We start from the raw sequence: 20749 nt of genomic DNA, 5'->3' as shown, positions 1-20749 counted from the left end.
GCGTTGGCTCAGTAGATTAGCTTATGGGTTTAGCGTGAATACAGCTTGAGAAGTCTCTGGATCGAATGGAACCGAGAGATGTTCGTGTAATATCTGCCATTCGCCTTGATTTTTCTGGCAGACAGCTGTGACGCGCATCCACGTCTGCATTGCTGGATGGTCTTGAGTTCCTGTGAAGCGAAATAGCCAATGTGCAACCGCTAAGTCTTCACTGACGGTAATCTTGAGGTCTCGTGTTTCAATCTCAAAGGTGTCGGGGAAGTAAGGCAAACATTCTGACCACACTTGACCCCAAGCATCTTTCCCTTGGGTTTGGAAGGGAGGTTTAACATCGAAGACGATGACCTCAGTGGCATAATGGGACATGATTTGCTCAACATCCTTGGTACAGATGGCACGTTGTTGCTCGGCAATTAGTTGGCGAATCTGAACTTCGTTAGTTGCGATCGTGCTTTTGGTTGTCATGGGAATCTCTCCTTTTGGGTTGAGGTTGAGTGCAGTTACGAATTCTCTGGCAAGCCAGCAACTTCAATCACAGGTCGAATTTCAACGGTGCCGAAGCGCGCGCCTGGAATCCGCGCGGCGATCGCGATCGCTTCGTCGAGATCCTGAGCATTAATCAGAAAAAAACCGCCCAATTGTTCGCGGGTTTCTGCGAACGGCCCGTCAGTTACTAGCGATTTGCCATCGCGCACCCGAATGCTGGTTGCAGTTGCGACAGGGTGGAGCGGGGCGGTCGCAAGATACTGCCCCTTCGAGTTGAGTTGTTGTGCCAGTTGCGCGGATTCTACATAACAATGTTCCCGTTCGGTTTGGCTCAGGGCATTTTCCTCCAGGTAAATCAGCAGCAAATATTTCATGGGGTTGTCTCCGTTGTTTCCCTTTGTTAGTAAGTCGAACGGTGCTGACTCAAATCGACACTCCACCAAAAATTTTTATCATTTAGTACGATTGGGGTATACCTCCGTTGTTTCCCTTTGTTAGTAAGTCGAACGGTGCTGACTCAAATCGACACCTCGCCAAAAATTTTTTATGTCAGGTATAATCCCAAACGCAAAAACAGACGTAAACCAAGTGATCGCCTCCCTTTACCGGGCTGAATGGGGACGGATCGTCGCCATCCTCATCCGGTTGGTGGGGGATTTCGACGTGGCTGAAGAAGCGGTACAGGAAGCCTTTATAGCCGCCGTGAATCAATGGCAGTCCAGCGGCGTGCCCGATCTCCCCTGTGCGTGGATCATCAAAACAGCCCGATACAAAGCCATCGATCGCTTGCGACGGCGAACACGGCTGACGGAAAAACTGGAATGGTACGCCGCCTCCGGGTTGATTCCAACCCGCGAGGAGCCAACTTATGACACAGACGAAATTCCAGACGATCGGTTGCGGCTGATCTTTACTTGCTGCCACCCAGCACTGGCGATCGAGGCGCAGGTTGCTTTGACGCTGCGGCTGTTGGGCGGACTTGAGACAGATGAAATTGCGCGGGCGTTTCTCGTGCCCACGGCAACAATGGCGCAACGGCTGGTGCGTGCCAAGCGCAAGATTCGGGATGCAGGTATTCCCTATAAAGTGCCGGACACAACCGATCTGTCTGTGCGGGTAGACGCAGTGCTGACGGCGATCTATCTGATTTTCAATGAAGGCTACGCGACGACTAGAGGTGAGACGATGGTGAGGGCTGACCTCTGCACAGAAGCGATTCGGCTGGGTCGCCTCGTGAGGACGTTGATGGCACCGCAACCGCCCTCAGAAGTGACTGCACTCTTGGCGCTGATGTTGCTGCACGACTCCCGGCGCGATGCCCGTTTGGATGAGGCAGGCGATCTGGTGTTGCTCGAAGATCAGGATCGTCGTCGCTGGAACCAACAGCAGATTGCTGAGGCGCTACCGCTCGTTGAAGAGACATTGCGGGGCGAGATTGGTTCGTTTGCAGTGCAAGCAGCGATCGCGGCACTACATTGTCAGGCAGCACAAGCAGAAGAAACAGACTGGTTACAAATTGTCCGCTTCTACGATTTGCTCGAACGCTTGCAGCCCTCGCCGATTGTTTCGCTGAACCGGGCGGTGGCGATCTCAATGATAGAGACTCCTCAGACGGCCCTCGAACTCATTGATGGGCTTGCTCCCCAACTTAATGGCTACCATCTATTTCACGCCACCCGTGCCGAGATGCTGCGCCGCATCGGAGCCTCAGCGTCAGCCGCACAGAGCTACGCGCTCGCGCTCATGCTAGTCAGTAATGACAGCGAACGCCGCTTTCTGGAGCGTCGGCTGCGCCAAGTTCAGCCCTAACGTCCAGCATCACCGGACAGGCGAAGAATTATTTACTTACTATATTGACGAAAACGTTCTGCTTTTGCTGGCTATGCCCGACTGCGATGCGATCGCACTTTCATGATGCCAGTCTGCTCGGTTCAAGTGTAGCAACATTAAACCGTTGTTATAGATTTTGCTGTCGGTCAGTATTTTTCACGCGATCGCACCCAGTAGGCATATAGCCAGCCATTACAGAATAAACTACGATAAAACTATCGAAAAAGTGTGTTTAAAGATTATGAGCAACACTAAAAAAGTTAGTGATGATTTGAGCGCCGCTGGACAACTCACTTCAGAAGAGTTAAAACAGGCAGCCCAAGAGGGATTTAAATCAGTGCTGAACCTACGTTCTCCCGATGAAGCAGGTTTTCTCAGTGACGAACAGCAGCAAGCTCAAGCGGCTGGACTGCAATATGCCAATGTCCCATTAAAGCCTTCAGAACCAAATCAAGAGCAAACAGAATTAGCAATTCAGGAGATTGAGAACTTACCTAAACCAATCTTAATTCACTGTGCTGCTGGAGCAAGGGCTGGTGGTATTGCCTTGATTGCCAATGCTATTAGTGAAGGTCTGACCTATGAGAAAATTAGTCAGAAAGCTCAAGAGCTTGGTTTAAATTTAGAACAACCGCACCTCAAGCAATTCCTACTTGAAAAGTATATTGCCAAGCAAAAATGACTAATTCAGCACCAAGTCGTTTGGGTGAACTCGCCAACCTATTTTTTAAACTGGGTGTTATCGGCTTTGGGGGCCCGGTTGCCCATATTGCCATGATTGAAGATGAAGTGGTTAAGCGGCGTCAGTGGTTGACAAGGGAGCATTTTCTGGATTTGCTGGGCGCTACTAACCTAATTCCTGGGCCAAATTCTACAGAAATGGCTATTCATATAGGATACATCTATGCAGGATGGCTGGGGCTGATTGTGTCAGGCGTTTGTTTTGTCTTACCTGCGGTTCTCATTACTGGTGGGTTTGCTTGGGTTTATGTTGCTTACGGCACTCTACCCCAAGTAGCTCCTTTACTTTATGGCATTAAACCGGCTGTTTTAGCAATCATTATCAATGCCCTGTGGGGCTTGGCAAAAAAGGCTGTGAAAACTCGCCAATTACTAGTAATCGCTTTCGCTGTGGCATTGCTGACATTGTTATTTAAATTAAATGAAGTAATTGCCCTATTAATTGGGGGATTGCTGGGTATGGTTTGGTTACATTCTGGCGAGAAAAACGACAAACCAGGAGATAAAGCCAACTTTCTGATTGCTAGTCTCAGCACAGGTGCAACTTTGAAAGCATCAACTGTACTTGCGGCATCGTTAGCTACTGCATCTACTGTAAACAACGTTTCTTTATGGCAATTGGGTTGGTTTTTTCTCAAAGTCGGTAGTGTCTTATTTGGTGGTGGCTACCTTTTAGTAGCTTTTCTGCAAGGGGGATTAGTTCAAGAACACGGCTGGCTGACACAACAGCAATTATTAGATGCGATCGCAATTGGCCAATTTACCCCTGGGCCAGTACTTTCCACTGCTACGTTTATCGGTTATGTAATTGCTGGCATACCTGGCGCAATTGTTGCCACCATTGGAATTTTTCTACCTTCTTTTGTTTTCGTTGCTGCCCTAAATCCCCTAATCCCCCGCTTACGAGCCTCTTCTTGGACTAGAGCATTTTTGGATGCTGTGAATGTTAGTGCTGTAGCGCTAATGGTTGTTACTACTCTGCAACTGGGGGCAGCGACTTTAACATTACCACAACACCCATTTGTAGATTTTCTCGGTTTAGCGATCGCGATCGTCTCAGCTATTTTAGCTATTCACTTTCGCATCAATGCTGCATGGCTAGTCTTTGGTAGCGCCTTCATTGGATGGGGTGCTTCACTCTTGGGCTACACTCGATAAAATTGCAAAATCTTGCTTTCAAACTATTTTCATGTGATAATTACCATTAACTCCGGTAAATTTATGTATTTACCGTAGCTTAAGTATGTCGGCAGAATAAAACCAAACTATGTTAACAAAAATGAACGAGGCTAAAACCCTCTTCCCTCCTGCCTCCTGCTTTATCCCAACGACAAATATTTACGCCCACCTACTTATAATGAAAGTTCAAAAGCTCAGATTGTTATCTATTTAAAAGCTGTAAACATACTAGTCTATAGCCTGAAGTCTGCTATCTAGAAAAAGTTTGCTGCTTTGCGTTATAGCACAGATATATGCATACTTTAGATTGAACTTATAAACAGTGACGGATAAATTTTTCATGCCAATTTTTATATTTCTATTCGACTGTCTAAATTACTATCCTCAAGAGATAAGAAACTTAATAATCAATGATATAACTTCTAACTCCTGACTCATTTGTTCAAATAAAGTTAACTTAAACTAAGGTGAAATATGTCAATTCAAGACACAGTACCTAATTGGGAAGAACTGTTAGAAATTGCCCAAAAAAATACTCCGGCTCGACGGGTGCGTAGACCAGGACAATCTCCTTCTACTGCTCCCATCCCTGGCAGTCTTCATAAACTGCCACCAGATACAGAACCGCCAGTACTGCTCTACCGCGATACTAACTCTTGGTGTCCATTTTGCGAACGGGTTTGGTTTGCTCTCGAAGAAAAAGAAATTCCCTTTGCAACAGAGTTTATCGACTTGAGCAACAAGCCTAAATGGTATACCGATTTAGTTCCCACAACCCTTGTCCCGGCAGCGAAAATTGAGGACAAGTTAGTTTATGAATCCAAAGAGATTCTGTTAGCCTTAGAAGAACGATTTGGGCCAACCTTGCTCCCTGAAGACCCAGAGGAAAACGCCGTTGCTAGGCAGTGGCTTGAGGATGCTGAAACCAATGGTGTGAGAGATATCGCTTACAAATTTCTCAGACAAGCCCCGGAAGATCCGAATGAATTAGCAAGCTTACAGGCAGCTTTTGAAGCGAAATTAGACGAACTGGAGCAACTTCTCGGAAAATATCCTGGACCCTACTTTTTGTCAACATTTAGCGTCGTAGATATTACCTATAGTCCCCATTTAGACAGATTGGCAGCTAACTTACCCGTTTATCGGGGATATCAACTCAAGGGAAATCCCCGGTATCCTCAGATCAATGCTTGGTTTGAAGCGCTCAAACAGCGCCCCGCTTATCACCGCGTCAAATCGGATGATACCACCAACAATTTACTTTTGCGTCGTCGATGGGGCGTGACACCAATCGGCAATCCCTTACCCCCTGACCCAGCTGTTAGCCAAGAAATCCAATTTCGGGCAGAAGCGGCTGAGAGGTTGACTGATAACCGAGAAGTTGCTTTAGGAGATATTCTAAAAAACTCCGGGGTGCAAGCATTGGCGGTCAATGGCGACACAACAGCCGTTAAAGAAGTGGTTGATTTTCACCTCAGATTACTGGCTGACTATCTCATCAATGGCAATGGTGCAGCATTACCGTGGGGACGCGTGGGTGGTAAAGATAATGCCGACCCGACTGCGGCCGCGATTGGTGCTATCACACTCGCCTATGTGAGAAATCGCATCTGTGCGCCACGGGATATGAGTGCTGGTGCTGCAACTGCATTCCGAGGAGCAGCAGATAAAGTGTTGGCATCTCTTTATTAGCGATCGCATTTCCAGGTACATTAGACATCTGGTATAAAAGAATGTAGAGACGTAGCAGTGATACGTCTCTACAAAGGTTTTAGATGGAGATATCTTATCGATAATCTTGACTTTGAATGCTCCCCAAACGAGCAGCATCACGAATATTGTAGTCAGCACGGGTAAAGCGATTTAGCTGCATTTCAAAAAACTCTCGATTGGCTTGTAAATGCTTGGGATTTTGGTCATCTAAAGGATATAAAAGTGCAGTTCGCAAGGCTTGAATTACCGCAGAAGTGACACAGTACATTGATCGTTGAAAACTAACTCCTAACTGAATCAACATATCTTCTTCACCCCGGCAATGTTGGCTGTAATAATCAACAAGATATGGTGGCAAAAAATGCAACATATCTTGCATTAATAATGTCGGGGGAATGCCAGCAGTACCCACTGGAAATACATCAGCGTAAAGAATACCATAGTGAAAGTCTTTCTGGTCTTCCGGTACTTGACGCGCTTGAGCATTATAAGATTTTGTTCCTCTAAAGGGTGCAGTACGGTAGAAAACTGCTTCTACATAAGGTAATGCGGCTTCATATAGCCACATGAAACCCTTGGATTTGGGGACAATTTCGTAGCATTCACCACGAATATAAACGTGATGGTAAATCGGACGACCTGCGATCGCAAATATACCATTAACTAAGAAGCTCATCGCCTCTGGGACGCTGCTAATGGTGCCTTCGTCATAGCGATCGGACATTTCAAAGAATACTGGGGCCATAACTTCCCAGAATAAGCCCAGATTAGCGTAGTATGACATCTGGCGGCACTGTTCCAAAAACATATCGGGGAACAGCTTGTAAAGTCCCAGCATTACGGGGTTTCCTTGGAAGTAAGCTTTAATTGCTCGGTCAGCGTTGGCTTTGTATTCGTCTGAATCTAGGTAAGGGTCAAATTGTCCACCCATCCCTCTGTGCCACAACATCGCCCGCAAACAAGCTTCCGCAAATTCCATGTTAATGCGATCGTGCAACAAGTGATGCAACAACTTCGGCATTTTGAAAGTTTCACCCTTCTCAATAAATGCCAAAAGTTCTGGATGTGCAGTAGCTTCGCCGCGCCAAATTCTTAAATCGGCATCATCGCCAGCGTAATGATTATGCAGTTCTAAATACTCTTTGGGTAAAAAATATTTAAAGAATGGTAACGGGTTTAAAAATTCGCGTTCGGCAACATAAAGTAGGTCACGCCAGTAAAAATCCATCGGCACAGCATAAGCTTTGTACAAACCGATGATTTGCATCAAATTTTCTGGAGTATCGGGTAACATTGCACCGCCTGCTTCTAGACGATGAATTACGTCAGCAAATTCGTGCTTGGAAGGAGGTAATTTAATTGCTGTTTTAATTGCAGTCATGGTAATGATATTTACTCAATTGCGTAAACTTCTAGCGAATAGAATTCAAAAACTCTGCCCTACTTTGCGTTAAACTTTGCGTTCCTCTGCGTTTAAAAACTCTTAATTATTTACCACTTCAGAGATAACAGTTTTTTCCAAAGAAGGAATTGCAGCCACCATTGTTGTAGTTGTGGATTCACTCCAACGTACTAACCAAGTGGGTTGTACTCCTAAAAAGATGATGAAAGCTGCCAAGATTAAAGCTGGGATTTTCTCAGACCAAAGAACTTTGGGATAGTAGGCGAAGTTATCCAGTCTGCCAAAACAGGTGCGGTTAAGGAGGATGACAAAATAAACTGCGGTTAATCCACTAGCGACTATACACAAAATTGTCGGGAGGGGAAAGATAGAGAAACTGCCTTGAAAGACGATAAATTCCGCGATAAATCCTGTTAAACCGGGAATACCTGCGCTAGCCATACCGCTTAAAACTAGTAAGGCGCTAATTAAGGGTAAACCGCGTATGGGACTCATTAAACCATTGAGTTTATCTAACTCGCGTGTACCGACTTTGGCTTCTACAACTCCTACCAAGTGGAAAAGAATGGCTAGGATGATACCGTGGCTGAACATTTGGGCGACTGCACCAACGAGTGCTAAGGGAGTACTAGCAGCACCAGCTAGCAAGATATAGCCCATGTGACCAACGGAACTGTATGCTACCATGCGCTTGATATCTTTTTGAGCGATCGCAATTACTGCCCCATAGATGGCGCTGACTGCTCCCCAAATTGCCAAAGTCGGTGCAATAATACTCCAAGCATGGGGAAACATACCCAACCCAAATCGCAGCAGTCCATAGGTTCCCAGCTTTGCTAACACGCCACCGAGAAGAATGGCAATTGGTGCTGAAGCCTCAACATAAGCATCGGGTAGCCAAGTATGGAAGGGAACTAAGGGAATTTTAATTCCAAAACCTAACACTATTCCTGCTAGTAAAAGGATTTGCTTTGTTGTTGACAGGTTTTCTGTAGAGACTGCATCAAAAGCAAAATTAGTAGAACCACTCAGCCACACCATACCCAAGAATGTCGCCAGAATTAATGCTCCCGAAACAGCAGTATAAATCAAGAATTTAATCCCAGCATAACCTCGTTTTGCCCCTCCCCAAATGGAAATTAGTAAGTAGAAGGGGATTAATTCTAGTTCGTAGAATAGGAAGAATAGCAGCAAATTCTCTGCAAGAAAAGCACCTGCAACTCCTCCACTAACTAATAAAATCATGGAGTAAAACAGCCGGGGGCGTTCAGTTTCTTTACTACTGCTGTAAATAGCAATCCAGGTGAGCAGGCTATTTAACACCAACATCAAGATAGAAAGCCCGTCAACACCTAATTGATAGCTCAAGCCAAGGGTTTCATTCCAAGGTAAATACTCTTGAAATTGCATTCCAGGATTGCTGATATCAAATTTTAGCAGGATAAAAAGGTTCCAGAAGAAAACTATCCCTGAAAAAATTAATGCTATTAAACGAATGCGATATTTAGGAATACTTACAGGTAAGACTGCTATGAAAATAGCAACGAAAATTGGCAGCCAAATCAAAACACTTAACATGGGAATTTTGTCCTTTGTCCTTTGTCCTTTATGACTCAATACGCTTGGATTAAGAAAATAGTAAGTTGGGTTGAGCGATAGCGTAACCCAACAAAGTCTCGATAATGTTGGGTTTCGTTCCTCAACCCAACCTACGTCTTCGTCCTTTGTCTTTTGTCCCTTATGACTTACTCTTAGCCAATGACTAATGATAAAGGGCAAAAAAGCTAACTTACTATACTAATTTCTCCAGTATCTAAATCGTAATAACCACCGACTATTTTCAGCTTTTCTGCCTTGATTAACTCAGATAAAACTGCCGATGATTTCAATCTTTGAACTTGCGCCAAAATATTTGCTTTACAAGCATTTTCTAACTTATCTCCTGATTTATCTTTTGAGCTTTCTACACTTGGTTTAATTGCTGCAAGCAAACTTCCAATTTGTCCTGGTACTGGAGCACCTTTAATCGCCGCTTCTACCGCCCCACATCTTTCATGCCCTACTACCATGATGACTTTGGAGCCTAATACTAAGCTGCCAAATTCTAAGCTACCAATTTGCTGTGTTGTGGCAATATTACCAGCTATCCGGCAGACAAATAAATCTCCAAGCCCTTGGTCAAAGACAATCTCTGAAGGTACTCGTGAATCTGCACAACCGAGAATAGAAGCGAAGGGCTTTTGACCTTTGGCAACTTCGACTAAACGTGAATATGTTTGGTCGGGATTACGACGTTTTCTTTTGGCAAATCTTTCATTTCCATCTAATAACTCTTGCAGTGCCTTATCGGGCGTGATATCTTCTTCTACTGGTTTTTTTTCGGCTGCAAGTAAGTTTGAACCAAGTCCGGCTGTCAATACACCTGTACCGATCGCACCTGCACCAAACTTGAATAAACTTCTTCTGGAAAGATTTATCTGCGGATGTTGTATACTCATGGAATTATCTTCACAATATTAAACTGTTAACTTTTAGTCGGATAGTTACTGCTACCCAAGTGTCGAGATTTGAAAAACCAAATTTAAAAACTGTACTCCCCAAAATGGCCAAGTTACCCATATTCCTAAAAGACTCACTCCTAGAAGAACAGTGAATGCATAAAACTGGGTTTGTCCAGAGGTGCTGTATTTAAGACCTTCGCCTCCTAATAGCGAAAATAAACCAACGAAATTAACAATGCCATCAACCACAAAGCGGTCAATCATATCGGCAAGTTGCGAGATTTTGGCAACGCTGAAAATTATCGTCATCCGATAGAGTTTGGGGGTGTAAAAGTCGTATGCCAGTAAATCTTGTAATCCTTGCCAAGGGAGACGAATTGGTTTAGGAATATTGCCTAAATAAATTACGCCAGTGATGCCGCAACTGAAAATACTCGACATAATTAAAAGTAGTGCGACATCTTTATTTAGGCTTGCCCAATCGGGTAAAAGTGATAAGCTTTGCAACACTAAAGGAAGATGTAGGCTTACGCCAAGTAAAATCATTGTTGGTAGAATCATCGGCCAGTGGGCTTCAGGCGATCGCTGACTCATTTGTGTAGGTTTACCGCCAAAGATTAAACCGAATTCTCTAGTTAAACTCACGGCTGTTAAAGCATTTACTGCTATTAATACTCCCACTAACCAAGGTTGGGTTTCCCACAACCTATCTGCTAATTCCATCAGCGCCCAAAAGCCACCAAATGGTGGAAAACCAATTAACCCCAAACTTCCAATAATAAAGGCGATTGCGGAAATTGGGCGGCGTGTCCACAGTCCACCAAGTTGGGTGACATCTTGGGTGATGCTATTCCAGATAATTCCGCCAGTACTCATCACCAATAATGCTGCGGATATGGCGTTGCTAAAGACTAACGACAGCGCTGCTTCGTCTTGCTGTACCCCCACAGCAATGAACACTAAGCCCATGTATGCACTGACAGAATAGGATTGGCAGCGTTTAAGATCGATTTGAGCGATCGCAATTAAAGAAGCACCCACGGCTGTCACCGCACCAATCGCAACCATCGCCGAGGAAGCTATGGGCGAGATGGTTAACACAGGTTGCAATTTAATTAGCACCCATGCACCACTAGCTACTACTACCGAGTTCCGCAAAATCGTACTGGGAACAGGGCCTTCCATCGCTTCATCTAGCCAGAGATGCAGGGGAAATTGGGCACATTTACCCATCGGCCCAGCAATTAAAGCTAAACTTACCAGTGCCATAGTTGTCGGGTTGACGTTAGCAGTAGCCGCCCATTCAGCTAATTCTGTGTAATTCCAAGTTCCAGCTAAAGGCCATAATGCCAACACGCCCATCAGCAAGAATAAGTCTCCCACCCGCTTGGTTAAGAAAGCGTCTCTTGCACCTGAAACTACTAACGGCTGACTAAACCATAAACCAACTAGTAAGTAAGTTCCCAGCGTCAGGACTTCCAAAATTACATAGCTGAAAAACAAGTTATTACACAAAGCAAGGGCACATAATCCCGCTTCAAATAATCCCAATAAAGAATAGAAGCGTCCCCAACCCCAATCCATTTCCATGTAGCCGATCGCATAAATCTGCGCCAGCAAATTCAAGCCGGTAATCACAACCAAAGCGCCGACACTGACTGAGGATATATCCAAAGCAATAGTCAGGTCTAAACCAGCCGTAGATAACCACGGAATAAATACTTCTTGGGCTGGATAATTCCAAGTTGCTTGTAAGGCGATCGCACTATGTACAAATGCCAAAAATGTCATCACCAAGTTTACATAACCCGCCGGTCTTGGCCCTGTTTTCCGAATGATCCCCGGCGACCAAGGCACGGCTAACAAGCCACCTATTAAGGCATAGCACGGAACTAGCCAAACAGTCTCAAGTAGAAACTGAGCCATCAACTCACCTCTATTATTGTCATCAAAAATTATGGGTTTTAAATCAACTGACGTTGATCCCAGTTAACCTAACGATGTCCACGACGCGCTATTTGGCGTCGCAGAACAGCAAATTTATCTTTATTTAATTTTCTTAGAAATAGCTTACCGTTATATCTGTCCAAATTGAATTAATTTATCTAAATAAATTTGAGATAACTACTCTAATTATTTCTTATATAATCAACTATTCCAGCAAAGAATATAAGTATTTATTCTTATCTATACATTGGTTCAGGGATAAATCAATAGTTATCATTAGTTTTATCAATTGATATAAATGACGAGAGACGCGGTTGATTGCGTCTCTACAAATCGACTAAATGTAATTTATATTTGGGTGATTTTGTCAACTTGCCAGTGAGAGATAGTAATGGCAGGTGGCGAGACAACTTGGCTGATGGGGGCAGGTTTCATGTCTCGGTAGTCGAGGAGTTGGACTAGGATGAGGTAGGCGATCGCTAAAATGATCGAAATCGCACCTGTAAGAATGGCAATTATTTTCGAGCGTTCCATCAGTATTTCCTGTAATGCAAGTTATTGTGCAGTGCCTATATCCACATTAATACTTGAGACACACCACACACTTACCGATATACATCGCTCCGATGAGCTACTAGTAAAATAGTAATCAATTGCTGTTCTTCATCCACCTGATAAACAACTCGCCAGTCGCCAACTCGATAGCGAAAAAGACCTGCGAAATCACCTTTGAGCCGCTTGATGTTTGGATGTTCCTAAGCATTCTGTCGCAGTTGGTCAAAACAACGGTTTAGTCGTTGGGCTAGTGATGCATCTACTTCTTGATAAAACTTCTGTGCTTTGCGAGTTAGTACCAGTTCATACATGACGACGAATACTGTCAAATGGCACCACTTCCCCAGCCTCAGCTTCCTGCATAGCTTCACGCAAAGCTTGCTCAAAACCAGGGACATTCAAAAGTTCCGTTGTCGCCTCATTTTCTTCTCTTTCTTCTAGATCCGCCAGAAAATCACTCACTACCCGCAGCTTTTCTGGAGACAGTCGCCGTAAACGCTTCTCAGCTTCCTGAAGAATAGTAATGTCATCTTGCTTTGATTCCATAGTTATTTCTATAGCTAATGTTTTTCACTGTCGATTTACTCCCTCCTTTATATGCTAAGGGCAGCTTGTCGTCAGATATCGCCCTAGAGTTGGCGATCGCTAAAATAACAGAAATCGCACCTGTAAACCGTTATAGAATTTTGAGTAGGAATTAGATTGCTATTCGCTATCTCAACGGTGATGCGATGCCTACGGCGGCAAGCTACGCAGTTGCAAGAGTGATAGCCTTGCCAACAATTGTCCTGCCATTACCTGTTGTTGCAAAACTGTTGTTTGGAGCAGAAACGTCAGTTTTACCCCACCCTAACCCTCCCCTTAGAAAGGGGAGGGAACTGGATTTTCTGGTTTCCCCCCTTTATAAGGGGGGATTAAGGGGGGTAATTTGACTTGTGTGTACACCGTAGCCTTTTAGGAAAGAAGTGAGAATATTAAGTTGCACATCGCATTTTAATATAAAAGGGCAAAAAATGAGCCTTTGATGCTCAATGTTGACCTTCTGAGGCTCGACGATGACCTTCTGAGGCTCAATGTTGACCTTCTGAGGCTCAATGTTGACCTTCTGAGGCTCAATGTTGACCTTCTGAGGCTCAATGTTGACCTTCTGAGGCTCAATGTTGACCTTTTGAGCCTCGAAGTTGCACTTTTGAACCTCGAAATTGCACTTTTGAACCTCGAAATTGCACCTTTGATCCTCAACTAACAAATATATCTAACCATTCCTGAATTTACAGGGGTGAGCGTGTAGTAAAATTTGCTCACCTCCGTAAAGTGGAACATGGCTATAGACTTCTCCGGTCAAAATCTCCGAGGACGCAACTTCAAAGGACAAGACCTTGCGGCTGCAAACTTTAGCTATGCCGACATCCGAGGCGCAAACTTCACCAACGCCAACCTGACAGGGGCAAACTTCAGCCATGCCAAAGCTGGACTGCAACGACGTTGGGCAATTGGTTTAGTTATTATCTCATTCTTATTGTCGGGACTGTCAGGATTTCTCTGGGCTTTCAATGGTTACTTGGTGTCGCTGATATTTAGCTCATCCAGTGAGAACCAGATTGTGGGCTGGGCTGCTCTAATCACATTGATTGCCTTTTTCTTCATCACGATTCGCCAAGGAATAATAGCTGGTTTAGGAGCCGTCGCCGTCGCCTTCGCCGTCGTTTTCGCCGTCGCCGTCGCCGTCGCCTTCGCCGTCGCCTTCGCCGTCGCCTTCGCCGTCGCCTTCGCCGTCGCCTTCGCCGTCGCCTTCGCCTTCGCCGTCGCCTTCGCCGTCGCCTTCGCCTTCGCCGTCGCCTTCGCCTTCGCCTTCGCCTTCGCCAGAGCCGGAGCCTTCGCCGTCGCCTTCGCCGGAGCCGGAGTCGGAACGTTATTTAGTATCTACATCAGCTGGCGAGCCATGAAAGGAGATCAAAAACACTCCTTAATTCGCAATATTGCGATCGCCTTTGCTGCAACGGGAGGTACAAGTTTTCGTGGCGCTGACTTAACCAATGCTGATTTCACCCAAGCGACACTCAAAAGTACAGATTTGCGAAACACTATTCTTATCTGTAGCCGTTGGCATCAAGCCAAAATGCTTGACCGTGTTCGCCCTGGCTTAACTTATCTGCAAAACTCACAAGTACGTCAACTGCTGATTACAGGACAGGGACAGGATAAGAATTTTTACCGTGAAGACCTGCGGGGTATCAACTTACAATCAGCAAATCTAGCAGATGCCAGCTTTATTGGCGCTGATCTCAGTGAAGCCAACTTGCAAGATGCCGATTTGTCAAGAGCAAAGCTGAAGCAAACGCAACTAGACGGCACAGATTTAACAGGTGCAACACTCACAGGCGCGTACATTGAAGATTGGGGCATTACAAATACAACTAAATTGCATGGGGTGAGGTGTGAATATGTCTTCATGCGCTTACCCACAAAAGAAGACCCCGATCCCCTCCGCAAACCTGATAATAAACAAGAGATATTTACAGACGGCGACTTTGCCGACTTTATCCAGCCAATTTTTGACACCCTCGACCTTTACCACAATCAAGGCGTTGACCCCCGCGCTGTTGCCATAGCTTTCAAAAACCTTGCCGAAAACCATCCCGAAGCCGAGTTAGAAATCGTGGCAATGGAAAAGCGCGGCGATGATAAAATCTTGCTCAGAGCCAAAACCGCAGCAGGTACCGATAAATCTCAACTGAGTGCAGAATATTTTGATAACTATAATCAACTCAAAGCTTTATCGCAGAGTCAGCAATTATTGCTTGTAGAAAAAGATAAGCGCATTATTAGTTTAGAAAATATGGTAGATACTGCTCTCAAGCAGCCGAAATTTTATACACAAGGAGATACAAATATGTCTGATATCAGAGGCATCAATATTCAAGGCAGCAGTAATGTCAGCGGTATCGCTGGCAATAATTCTATTGCTAATCTGGGAACCATTAGCGGTAATGTGAGTATTGCCCTCAATCAGTTACCTGATGCAACCGATGCCGAGAAACCAGGAATTAAAGAATTATTGTCGCAGTTGCAAGATGCAATCATCCAATCCACATATTTGCCAGAAGAAGACAAAGCCGAAGCCCTAGAACAGGTGAACACTTTGGCAGAAGCGGGTAAAAATCCTCAAGAATCCACCAAGCAGAAGACGGCGAAAACTGCAATCACCATGTTGAAAGGGATATTTACAGGCTTACCTGCTGTTGCTTCTCTAGTTGAAGCGACTAATAAATTATTGCCTGCGATTTCTAAACTATTCGGTTTGGGATAATTTAACATAAGTTCGATAAACCTCTCCCTGCCTTGAACTAAAGTTCAAGTCTGTCCCTCTCCGAGTCGGAGAGGGACGGTTTTGCGTAGTAAAACCAGGGAGAGGTCTTTTGATTCAACTAATTCGATAAACAATTTCTAAGCCGTTAACACCTGCTGTGCTGTCAATACTAACTCAGAGAAAGTCGGAGAATATATTTGCTGGTTTCCTGTAAATACTGTTTGGTTATAACGTCCCTGATTCAACAAGCAGACTGTCACCTTTGCTTCAAGAGGATCAACAATCCAGTATTCAGGGATAGAGAAGGCTGCATATTCAAGTGGTTTCCTTTCGTAATCTCGTTTCACAGACTCAGCGCTAACCACTTCTATTGTCAACAGTGGAGGTAACTCAAGCACAGCCGATTTACCCTGAATAGATTGTCGCTGTTTTTCAGTCATCACAATTAAGTCAGGGAGACGGGATTTTTTGACGGAGGTACGAACGCCAGTCCCACTAGGGCGAACCTGCCAGTCTAACCCTAGTCGTTGGATTTCCAGATAGAAGCGGATCAACAAGAAAGTAATGATAGCTTCATGCAAATCTGAGGCTGGAGGCATTTCTAGCAGTACCCCATCCTCAAGTTCATAACGCTTGTCAGTTCCGTCATCGTAGGTGAGATATTCCTCAAAAGTATACAGACGTTTTACAGGTTTTGTCGTAGACATACTCTTGTAATTCGTAATTGGCCATAATCATATCTACTTTCTTCATTCTCAGGTAGTTTTGGAATGTAGAGTTTAGTTTTTCCAAAATGTCTTTAACTGAAGAAATTCTTTCCCAATTACCCGGCGATGTTTTAGGAGGATTGCGCCAAGGCGATCGCATCCTCACATCTCTGCGCGAAAACACCGCACCAGTGCCAACGCTAGTTAAAGAAAGTCAACAGCCTTTAGGCGTTGTAGACTTCGATGTAATTATCTGCGGTGGCACTTTGGGCATTTTAATTGGTTGCGCCTTGGTGGTGAAGGGGTTGCGGGTGGCGTTGTTGGAACGGGGAATTTTGCGGGGAAGGGAACAAGAATGGAATATTTCTCGCAAAGAATTAGATGTATTTGTGGAATTGAACTTGCTGAGTGAGGAAGAATTAGCAAGTGCGATCGCTACTCAATATAACCCAGCGCGAGTTAGTTTTGCTGGTGGTACAGAAGTTTGGGTAGAGGATGTCTTGAATATCGGCGTAGATCCAGTTTATCTACTAGCTACCTTGAAAACCCGATTTCTCGCCGCCGGGGGAAAGTTGTTAGAAAACACACCTTTTAGCGAAGCAGTGGTTCATCCCGACGCGGTGATGGTAAATAACCAATTCAAAACTCGCTTATTAATCGACGCGATGGGACATTTTTCACCGATCACCCAACAAGCACGCCAAGGCAAAAAACCAGACGCTTTATGCTTGGTTGTAGGAAGTTGTGCCCAAGGTTTTCCAGAAAATAACTCAGGCGATTTATTATTATCATTCACATCTTTGCAGAATCAATGCCAGTACTTCTGGGAAGCCTTTCCAGCTAGGGATGGCAGAACCACTTATTTATTTACCTACATGGATGCACATCCTCAACGCTTGAGTTTAGAAGCTCTATTTGAGGAATATCTGCGTCTTTTACCAGAATATCAGGGAGTGGAATTGAGCAAACTGAAATTTCAACGGGCACTATTTGGTTTCTTTCCCACCTATCGCCAAAGTCCGCTAAAAACCCCTTGGAATCGCATTCTACCAGCCGGAGATAGCAGTGGTAGTCAATCTCCTTTAAGTTTTGGTGGTTTTGGGGCAATGGTGCGTCACCTGAAGCGTTTAACTTCTGGCATTTACGAAGCGCTAGAAACAGAACAATTATCTGCAAAAGCGTTAACACTGCTGCAACCTTATCAGCCAAGTTTGACTGTCACTTGGTTGTTTCAAAGGGCGATGAGTGTTGGTGTAAATCAGAAAATTGCCCCAGATCAAATTAACCAATTACTCTCGGCAGTATTTCAGGAAATGCAACAGTTGGGTACACCAGTGTTAAAACCATTTTTACAAGATATAGTGCAGTTTTCGGCACTAACGCAAACACTGTTAAAAACTGGTTTATATTATCCTGGAATAGTTGCCAAGATAATTCCGCAAGTAGGTTTGGCAAGTTTGTTAGATTGGATGTTACATTACAGTAATTTAGGTGTATACACTGCCTTGCTTTCGTTAAGTCCAATGCTAGAAACATGGATTAAGAATCAACCGAATGAACAACAATATTATTGGCATCGTTTGATTGATGCTTGGAAGTATGGTTCTGGCGGTGATTACTCAGATTAAACTTAGAATTTCATCGGTGTGAGGATAACATGATTGAACGGAAATCATCAGGAATCAAATACTTTGCAGTGCTGATTGGATTCCTGCGCGATCGCCAAGGATTTCTAGAGGAAATTCGTCAAGGTACGAGATTACCAAACAAAATTATTTCTTTGCTAGTTTGCAGTTCCTTATTTATCGCTGCTTATGGCGGAATCATTGGTGCATACCATAGCTGGATGCAAGCTGTGTCTTCTGCCATTAAACTTCCAGCCCTTTATTTAATCACACTTTTGATTTGTATACCGACGTTGTTCTTTGCTAATATTATTTTTGGTTCAAAGCGGACTTTTGCCCAGCATTTAGCATTAGTTTTAACTGCGGTTTCAGTCACGAGCGTACTTTTATTTAGCTTTGCCCCAATCACATTGTTTTTCTTGATTACCACCAATAATTACCAGTTTTTGATTTTGTTAAATGTCTTTATCTTTGCCATAACTGGATTTATTGGTGTTTCGTCTTTATATCAAGCCACAAGTTTAGTTTTAGAACAAGATAATGAAGGTAGCAAGACACGCCAGAAAATTTTACAATTTTGGCTATTTCTTTATGCTTTCGTAGGCAGTCAGTTAGGATGGACTCTCAGACCGTTTTTTGGCACACCTGGTTCTGTCTTTGAACTATTCCGGGAAAGAGAAGGTAATTTCTATTTAAGCGTCATTAAATCTATTGGCTATCTCTTGGGAGTTCGTTAATTAGTCATTAGTAATTTCACAAAATATACAACAGATAAAATTATGCTGGGAAAGCAAAATCGCGGAATTCAACAATTTGGTGTTTTGATTAATTTACTGCGCGATCGTCAGTCATTCTTAGAAGAAATTCGTCAGGGAGTGCGATTACAAAATAAAATCAGTTCTCTGTTCGTATCTAGTTCCATTTTCTTTGCCCTTTATGGAGCAATTATCGGTGCATCCCACAGTTGGGGACAGGCATTATCGGGTGCGATTAAGCTTCCGGCATTTTATTTATTAACACTAATTATTTGTTTCCCAACTTTGTTCTTTTTTAATGTTTTGTTTGGTTCTCGGAGCAGTATTCAACAACATTTTGTGGTGTTGCTTACATCTGTATCAGTAATTAGCGTGCTTTTATTCAGCTTGGCACCAGTTACGCTATTTTTTCTGATTACTACACCCGATTCTTATCAATTTTTTAAACTGTTGAATGTGTTTATTTTTGGGATTACAGGCATATTTGGCGTTAAATTCCTGTATGAAGGAATGCAGTTACTTTCTCAACAAGATGAAGTTGGCAAAAAAACCCGCACCACTATTTTAAGATCCTGGTTATTGCTTTATGCCTTTGTTGGTATGCAGTTAGGATGGTTTCTCAGACCATTTTTTGGTGCCCCTGACTCTAAATTTGAATTGTTTCGGGCGGTGAAAGGCAACTTTTATTTGGATATTGTAGCGGCGATTTCCGAAATTTTAGGTTTGCGTTAATCTCAGAAAAAGATAATTAGTCTAGTTCCCAGTGACAACTAGTAGTTAATAAAAACCTAGCTTGAACTTCCCTCCTTCCCAGGCTGCTACCTGGGAATGCATTCATTGAGTCTCTGACTCAATAGACTCTTGCACAAATACAAATTTCAAAGTCCCTCTCCCAAGCATGGGAGAGGGATTTAGGGTGAAAGCTCATTGATTCATGCAAGAAGTCTAACTCTATTGTTCTAGACTGACTTTCAGCTTAAGCTTATGGGTCAGTTTTGAGATATTCTTGTAATTCTTGGGTACGCAGTTTTGTGGTATTTTCCAAACAACCAAAATAAATGCTAGAGGCAATACTTCCGCCCTCATATTTGCTTCTCTCAAACTCACAATTGGTATCTCGAAACTTGAGCCATGCTTGTTGTGCAGCAATCAATTTCTGTTTTCTAGGTCTTTCTAATGTAGATATCAATTGTTGATAAACTTGATTCAGTTTTTTATCTGCATTCTGATAAGATAACTTCGTACATTCATTAATTGCTGCTTGAGTTTGAGGATTATTGCAGTTGAGCTTTTGAACTAAGCGCATCTCAGATAAATCAGGCGTTATGCCTGCTATTGTTATGGCAGAGGTATTGAAACTGCTAAGAGTTAATATACTGGACAAAACTAGTAATAATTGACGCATAGCAAAACTTTTATTATTAAGTATAGAAATTTGATATTTTAGCTAGTGTCGAACTCAGAATCAGATTAGGAAGTGGTATGCTCCACAAATCAGTGTTATGGTTCGCGCTAAGTTTTCTCTATTCTGGCTACCAGTATACTCCCGCAATAGAGTTTTGGTTAAAAGAAGAAGACAGCAACTGCAAGGAATCGAAGGGGAGTAAGCGATCGCTAGTATATATACTTATGGCATCAGTTAGGAAAAAGATGATTTTTTTATTTAAGCAAATAAAATATGCATTTTTGTTAAAAGTATGATATCTATTCCTAAAATATTTTTATTATACGTCAAATTCCGACAAAACTCTTGCGTTGATCGTTCAAATAACTGTATTCTTTATATTGTTGAAAATTGTTTTTTACAAAACCAATAACAAAGTGTCATTTCAGCACATCGGAAAAAACATTGCCTGGGCAAATCGATAAATGTCGATATCAAACCAAAATCTATGTATGCCGTTGTCGCTGGCATTATGAGTAACAGGACTCACTCCCGAAATGAAAAATCAAATATTTTGTTTATGTATCTAGTGTAGCAAGTAATTCAAAATTTTT

General features: G+C 43.4%; 21 protein-coding genes. 9 read left to right on the top strand and 12 right to left on the bottom strand.

Features of this window, described 5'->3' with window-relative positions; translation table 11 throughout:
- Nucleotides 1–21: 21 nt before the first annotated feature.
- Both V7L12_RS31030 and V7L12_RS31025 read right to left on the bottom strand, forming a co-directional pair.
- On the bottom strand, nucleotides 22–465 hold the full coding sequence (locus V7L12_RS31030; protein ID WP_334928426.1) for a YybH family protein: 444 nt from the start codon (nucleotides 463–465) through the stop codon (nucleotides 22–24).
- Nucleotides 466–500: 35 nt separating this feature from the next.
- Entirely contained in the window at nucleotides 501–860 is a 360-nt protein-coding gene (locus V7L12_RS31025; protein ID WP_335090284.1) for a YciI family protein, read from the bottom strand.
- A 172-nt stretch (nucleotides 861–1032) separates the two neighbouring features.
- Between V7L12_RS31025 and V7L12_RS31020 the strand changes: the two genes are divergently transcribed.
- The 4 genes from V7L12_RS31020 to V7L12_RS31005 all read left to right on the top strand — a co-directional run bounded on the left by V7L12_RS31020 (nucleotide 1033) and on the right by V7L12_RS31005 (nucleotide 5928).
- Complete coding sequence (locus V7L12_RS31020; RefSeq protein WP_335090282.1) at nucleotides 1033–2295, top strand: RNA polymerase sigma factor; 1263 nt, start codon at nucleotides 1033–1035, stop codon at nucleotides 2293–2295.
- Between the two features lie 262 nt (nucleotides 2296–2557).
- Nucleotides 2558–2998, top strand: coding sequence for a beta-lactamase hydrolase domain-containing protein (locus V7L12_RS31015; protein WP_335090280.1), 441 nt, complete (start codon nucleotides 2558–2560; stop codon nucleotides 2996–2998).
- On the top strand, nucleotides 2995–4215 hold the full coding sequence (gene chrA, locus V7L12_RS31010) for a chromate efflux transporter (RefSeq protein WP_335090278.1): 1221 nt from the start codon (nucleotides 2995–2997) through the stop codon (nucleotides 4213–4215). The genes V7L12_RS31015 and chrA overlap by 4 nt, the downstream gene beginning before the upstream one ends.
- A 495-nt stretch (nucleotides 4216–4710) precedes the next feature.
- On the top strand, nucleotides 4711–5928 hold the full coding sequence (locus V7L12_RS31005) for a glutathione S-transferase family protein (RefSeq protein ID WP_335090276.1): 1218 nt from the start codon (nucleotides 4711–4713) through the stop codon (nucleotides 5926–5928).
- Between the two features lie 94 nt (nucleotides 5929–6022).
- On the opposite strand, the gene V7L12_RS31000 is transcribed toward V7L12_RS31005, so the two are convergent.
- The 8 genes from V7L12_RS31000 to V7L12_RS30975 all read right to left on the bottom strand — a co-directional run bounded on the left by V7L12_RS31000 (nucleotide 6023) and on the right by V7L12_RS30975 (nucleotide 12900).
- The gene (locus tag V7L12_RS31000; RefSeq protein ID WP_335090274.1) at nucleotides 6023–7330 is read right to left on the bottom strand and encodes a CO2 hydration protein; all 1308 of its coding nucleotides are present in this window, start codon (nucleotides 7328–7330) and stop codon (nucleotides 6023–6025) included.
- A gap of 102 nt (nucleotides 7331–7432) precedes the next feature.
- Nucleotides 7433–8929 carry an NADH-quinone oxidoreductase subunit M gene (locus V7L12_RS30995; RefSeq protein ID WP_335090272.1) on the bottom strand — a complete coding sequence of 499 codons (1497 nt, stop codon included), beginning with the start codon at nucleotides 8927–8929 and terminating at the stop codon, nucleotides 7433–7435.
- Between the two features lie 206 nt (nucleotides 8930–9135).
- Nucleotides 9136–9849, bottom strand: coding sequence for a carbonic anhydrase (locus tag V7L12_RS30990; protein ID WP_335090271.1), 714 nt, complete (start codon nucleotides 9847–9849; stop codon nucleotides 9136–9138).
- Nucleotides 9850–9900: 51 nt separating this feature from the next.
- Entirely contained in the window at nucleotides 9901–11778 is a 1878-nt protein-coding gene (locus V7L12_RS30985) for an NAD(P)H-quinone oxidoreductase subunit F (protein WP_335090270.1), read from the bottom strand.
- Nucleotides 11779–12147: 369 nt separating this feature from the next.
- Nucleotides 12148–12333: a hypothetical protein gene (locus tag V7L12_RS30980; protein WP_334848370.1), complete on the bottom strand. Its 186-nt coding sequence runs from the start codon at nucleotides 12331–12333 to the stop codon at nucleotides 12148–12150.
- A 71-nt stretch (nucleotides 12334–12404) separates the two neighbouring features.
- The gene (locus V7L12_RS33425; RefSeq protein WP_442947936.1) at nucleotides 12405–12542 is read right to left on the bottom strand and encodes a type II toxin-antitoxin system RelE family toxin; all 138 of its coding nucleotides are present in this window, start codon (nucleotides 12540–12542) and stop codon (nucleotides 12405–12407) included.
- Between the two features lie 12 nt (nucleotides 12543–12554).
- Complete coding sequence (locus tag V7L12_RS33420; protein ID WP_442947934.1) at nucleotides 12555–12665, bottom strand: type II toxin-antitoxin system RelE family toxin; 111 nt, start codon at nucleotides 12663–12665, stop codon at nucleotides 12555–12557.
- Nucleotides 12658–12900 carry a hypothetical protein gene (locus tag V7L12_RS30975; protein ID WP_335090269.1) on the bottom strand — a complete coding sequence of 81 codons (243 nt, stop codon included), beginning with the start codon at nucleotides 12898–12900 and terminating at the stop codon, nucleotides 12658–12660. The genes V7L12_RS33420 and V7L12_RS30975 overlap by 8 nt, the downstream gene beginning before the upstream one ends.
- A 478-nt stretch (nucleotides 12901–13378) precedes the next feature.
- Between V7L12_RS30975 and V7L12_RS30970 the strand changes: the two genes are divergently transcribed.
- Together V7L12_RS30970 and V7L12_RS30965 are read left to right on the top strand one after the other, a co-directional pair.
- Nucleotides 13379–13600, top strand: a complete 222-nt coding sequence (locus V7L12_RS30970) for a hypothetical protein (protein ID WP_335090267.1) — start codon at nucleotides 13379–13381, stop codon at nucleotides 13598–13600.
- 75 nt (nucleotides 13601–13675) lie between these two features.
- Nucleotides 13676–15664 (top strand): pentapeptide repeat-containing protein, encoded by a 1989-nt coding sequence (locus tag V7L12_RS30965; protein ID WP_335090265.1) that lies wholly within the window; start codon nucleotides 13676–13678, stop codon nucleotides 15662–15664.
- A gap of 137 nt (nucleotides 15665–15801) precedes the next feature.
- On the opposite strand, the gene V7L12_RS30960 is transcribed toward V7L12_RS30965, so the two are convergent.
- Nucleotides 15802–16371: a Uma2 family endonuclease gene (locus V7L12_RS30960; protein WP_335090263.1), complete on the bottom strand. Its 570-nt coding sequence runs from the start codon at nucleotides 16369–16371 to the stop codon at nucleotides 15802–15804.
- Between the two features lie 86 nt (nucleotides 16372–16457).
- Between V7L12_RS30960 and V7L12_RS30955 the strand changes: the two genes are divergently transcribed.
- The 3 genes from V7L12_RS30955 to V7L12_RS30945 are packed head-to-tail and all read left to right on the top strand — an operon-like array spanning nucleotide 16458 to nucleotide 19483.
- Nucleotides 16458–17999, top strand: a complete 1542-nt coding sequence (locus tag V7L12_RS30955) for an FAD-binding oxidoreductase (protein WP_335090261.1) — start codon at nucleotides 16458–16460, stop codon at nucleotides 17997–17999.
- Between the two features lie 29 nt (nucleotides 18000–18028).
- Nucleotides 18029–18733: an actin-binding WH2 domain-containing protein gene (locus tag V7L12_RS30950; RefSeq protein ID WP_335090259.1), complete on the top strand. Its 705-nt coding sequence runs from the start codon at nucleotides 18029–18031 to the stop codon at nucleotides 18731–18733.
- 42 nt (nucleotides 18734–18775) lie between these two features.
- Nucleotides 18776–19483 (top strand): actin-binding WH2 domain-containing protein, encoded by a 708-nt coding sequence (locus V7L12_RS30945; protein ID WP_335090257.1) that lies wholly within the window; start codon nucleotides 18776–18778, stop codon nucleotides 19481–19483.
- Nucleotides 19484–19733: 250 nt separating this feature from the next.
- On the opposite strand, the gene V7L12_RS30940 is transcribed toward V7L12_RS30945, so the two are convergent.
- Complete coding sequence (locus tag V7L12_RS30940; RefSeq protein WP_335090255.1) at nucleotides 19734–20156, bottom strand: lysozyme inhibitor LprI family protein; 423 nt, start codon at nucleotides 20154–20156, stop codon at nucleotides 19734–19736.
- Nucleotides 20157–20749: the final 593 nt, after the last annotated feature.

Source organism: Nostoc sp., assembly GCF_036918245.1.
GTDB lineage: Bacteria > Cyanobacteriota > Cyanobacteriia > Cyanobacteriales > Nostocaceae > Nostoc.
This window is presented reverse-complemented; position numbering and strand designations above follow the sequence as displayed.

Coding starts and splice junctions, on each gene's coding strand:
- V7L12_RS30985 (WP_335090270.1), bottom strand. CDS start 11,778: ATGGCTCAGTTTCTACTTGAGACTGTTTGGCTAGTTCCGTGCTATGCC.
- V7L12_RS30970 (WP_335090267.1), top strand. CDS start 13,379: ATGCTCAATGTTGACCTTCTGAGGCTCGACGATGACCTTCTGAGGCTC.
- V7L12_RS30995 (WP_335090272.1), bottom strand. CDS start 8,929: ATGTTAAGTGTTTTGATTTGGCTGCCAATTTTCGTTGCTATTTTCATA.
- V7L12_RS31025 (WP_335090284.1), bottom strand. CDS start 860: ATGAAATATTTGCTGCTGATTTACCTGGAGGAAAATGCCCTGAGCCAA.
- V7L12_RS31015 (WP_335090280.1), top strand. CDS start 2,558: ATGAGCAACACTAAAAAAGTTAGTGATGATTTGAGCGCCGCTGGACAA.
- V7L12_RS33420 (WP_442947934.1), bottom strand. CDS start 12,665: ATGTATGAACTGGTACTAACTCGCAAAGCACAGAAGTTTTATCAAGAA.
- V7L12_RS30990 (WP_335090271.1), bottom strand. CDS start 9,849: ATGAGTATACAACATCCGCAGATAAATCTTTCCAGAAGAAGTTTATTC.
- V7L12_RS30955 (WP_335090261.1), top strand. CDS start 16,458: ATGTCTTTAACTGAAGAAATTCTTTCCCAATTACCCGGCGATGTTTTA.
- chrA (WP_335090278.1), top strand. CDS start 2,995: ATGACTAATTCAGCACCAAGTCGTTTGGGTGAACTCGCCAACCTATTT.
- V7L12_RS30965 (WP_335090265.1), top strand. CDS start 13,676: ATGGCTATAGACTTCTCCGGTCAAAATCTCCGAGGACGCAACTTCAAA.
- V7L12_RS31000 (WP_335090274.1), bottom strand. CDS start 7,330: ATGACTGCAATTAAAACAGCAATTAAATTACCTCCTTCCAAGCACGAA.
- V7L12_RS30945 (WP_335090257.1), top strand. CDS start 18,776: ATGCTGGGAAAGCAAAATCGCGGAATTCAACAATTTGGTGTTTTGATT.
- V7L12_RS31020 (WP_335090282.1), top strand. CDS start 1,033: ATGTCAGGTATAATCCCAAACGCAAAAACAGACGTAAACCAAGTGATC.
- V7L12_RS30940 (WP_335090255.1), bottom strand. CDS start 20,156: ATGCGTCAATTATTACTAGTTTTGTCCAGTATATTAACTCTTAGCAGT.
- V7L12_RS31030 (WP_334928426.1), bottom strand. CDS start 465: ATGACAACCAAAAGCACGATCGCAACTAACGAAGTTCAGATTCGCCAA.
- V7L12_RS30975 (WP_335090269.1), bottom strand. CDS start 12,900: ATGGAATCAAAGCAAGATGACATTACTATTCTTCAGGAAGCTGAGAAG.
- V7L12_RS30980 (WP_334848370.1), bottom strand. CDS start 12,333: ATGGAACGCTCGAAAATAATTGCCATTCTTACAGGTGCGATTTCGATC.
- V7L12_RS30950 (WP_335090259.1), top strand. CDS start 18,029: ATGATTGAACGGAAATCATCAGGAATCAAATACTTTGCAGTGCTGATT.
- V7L12_RS31005 (WP_335090276.1), top strand. CDS start 4,711: ATGTCAATTCAAGACACAGTACCTAATTGGGAAGAACTGTTAGAAATT.
- V7L12_RS30960 (WP_335090263.1), bottom strand. CDS start 16,371: ATGTCTACGACAAAACCTGTAAAACGTCTGTATACTTTTGAGGAATAT.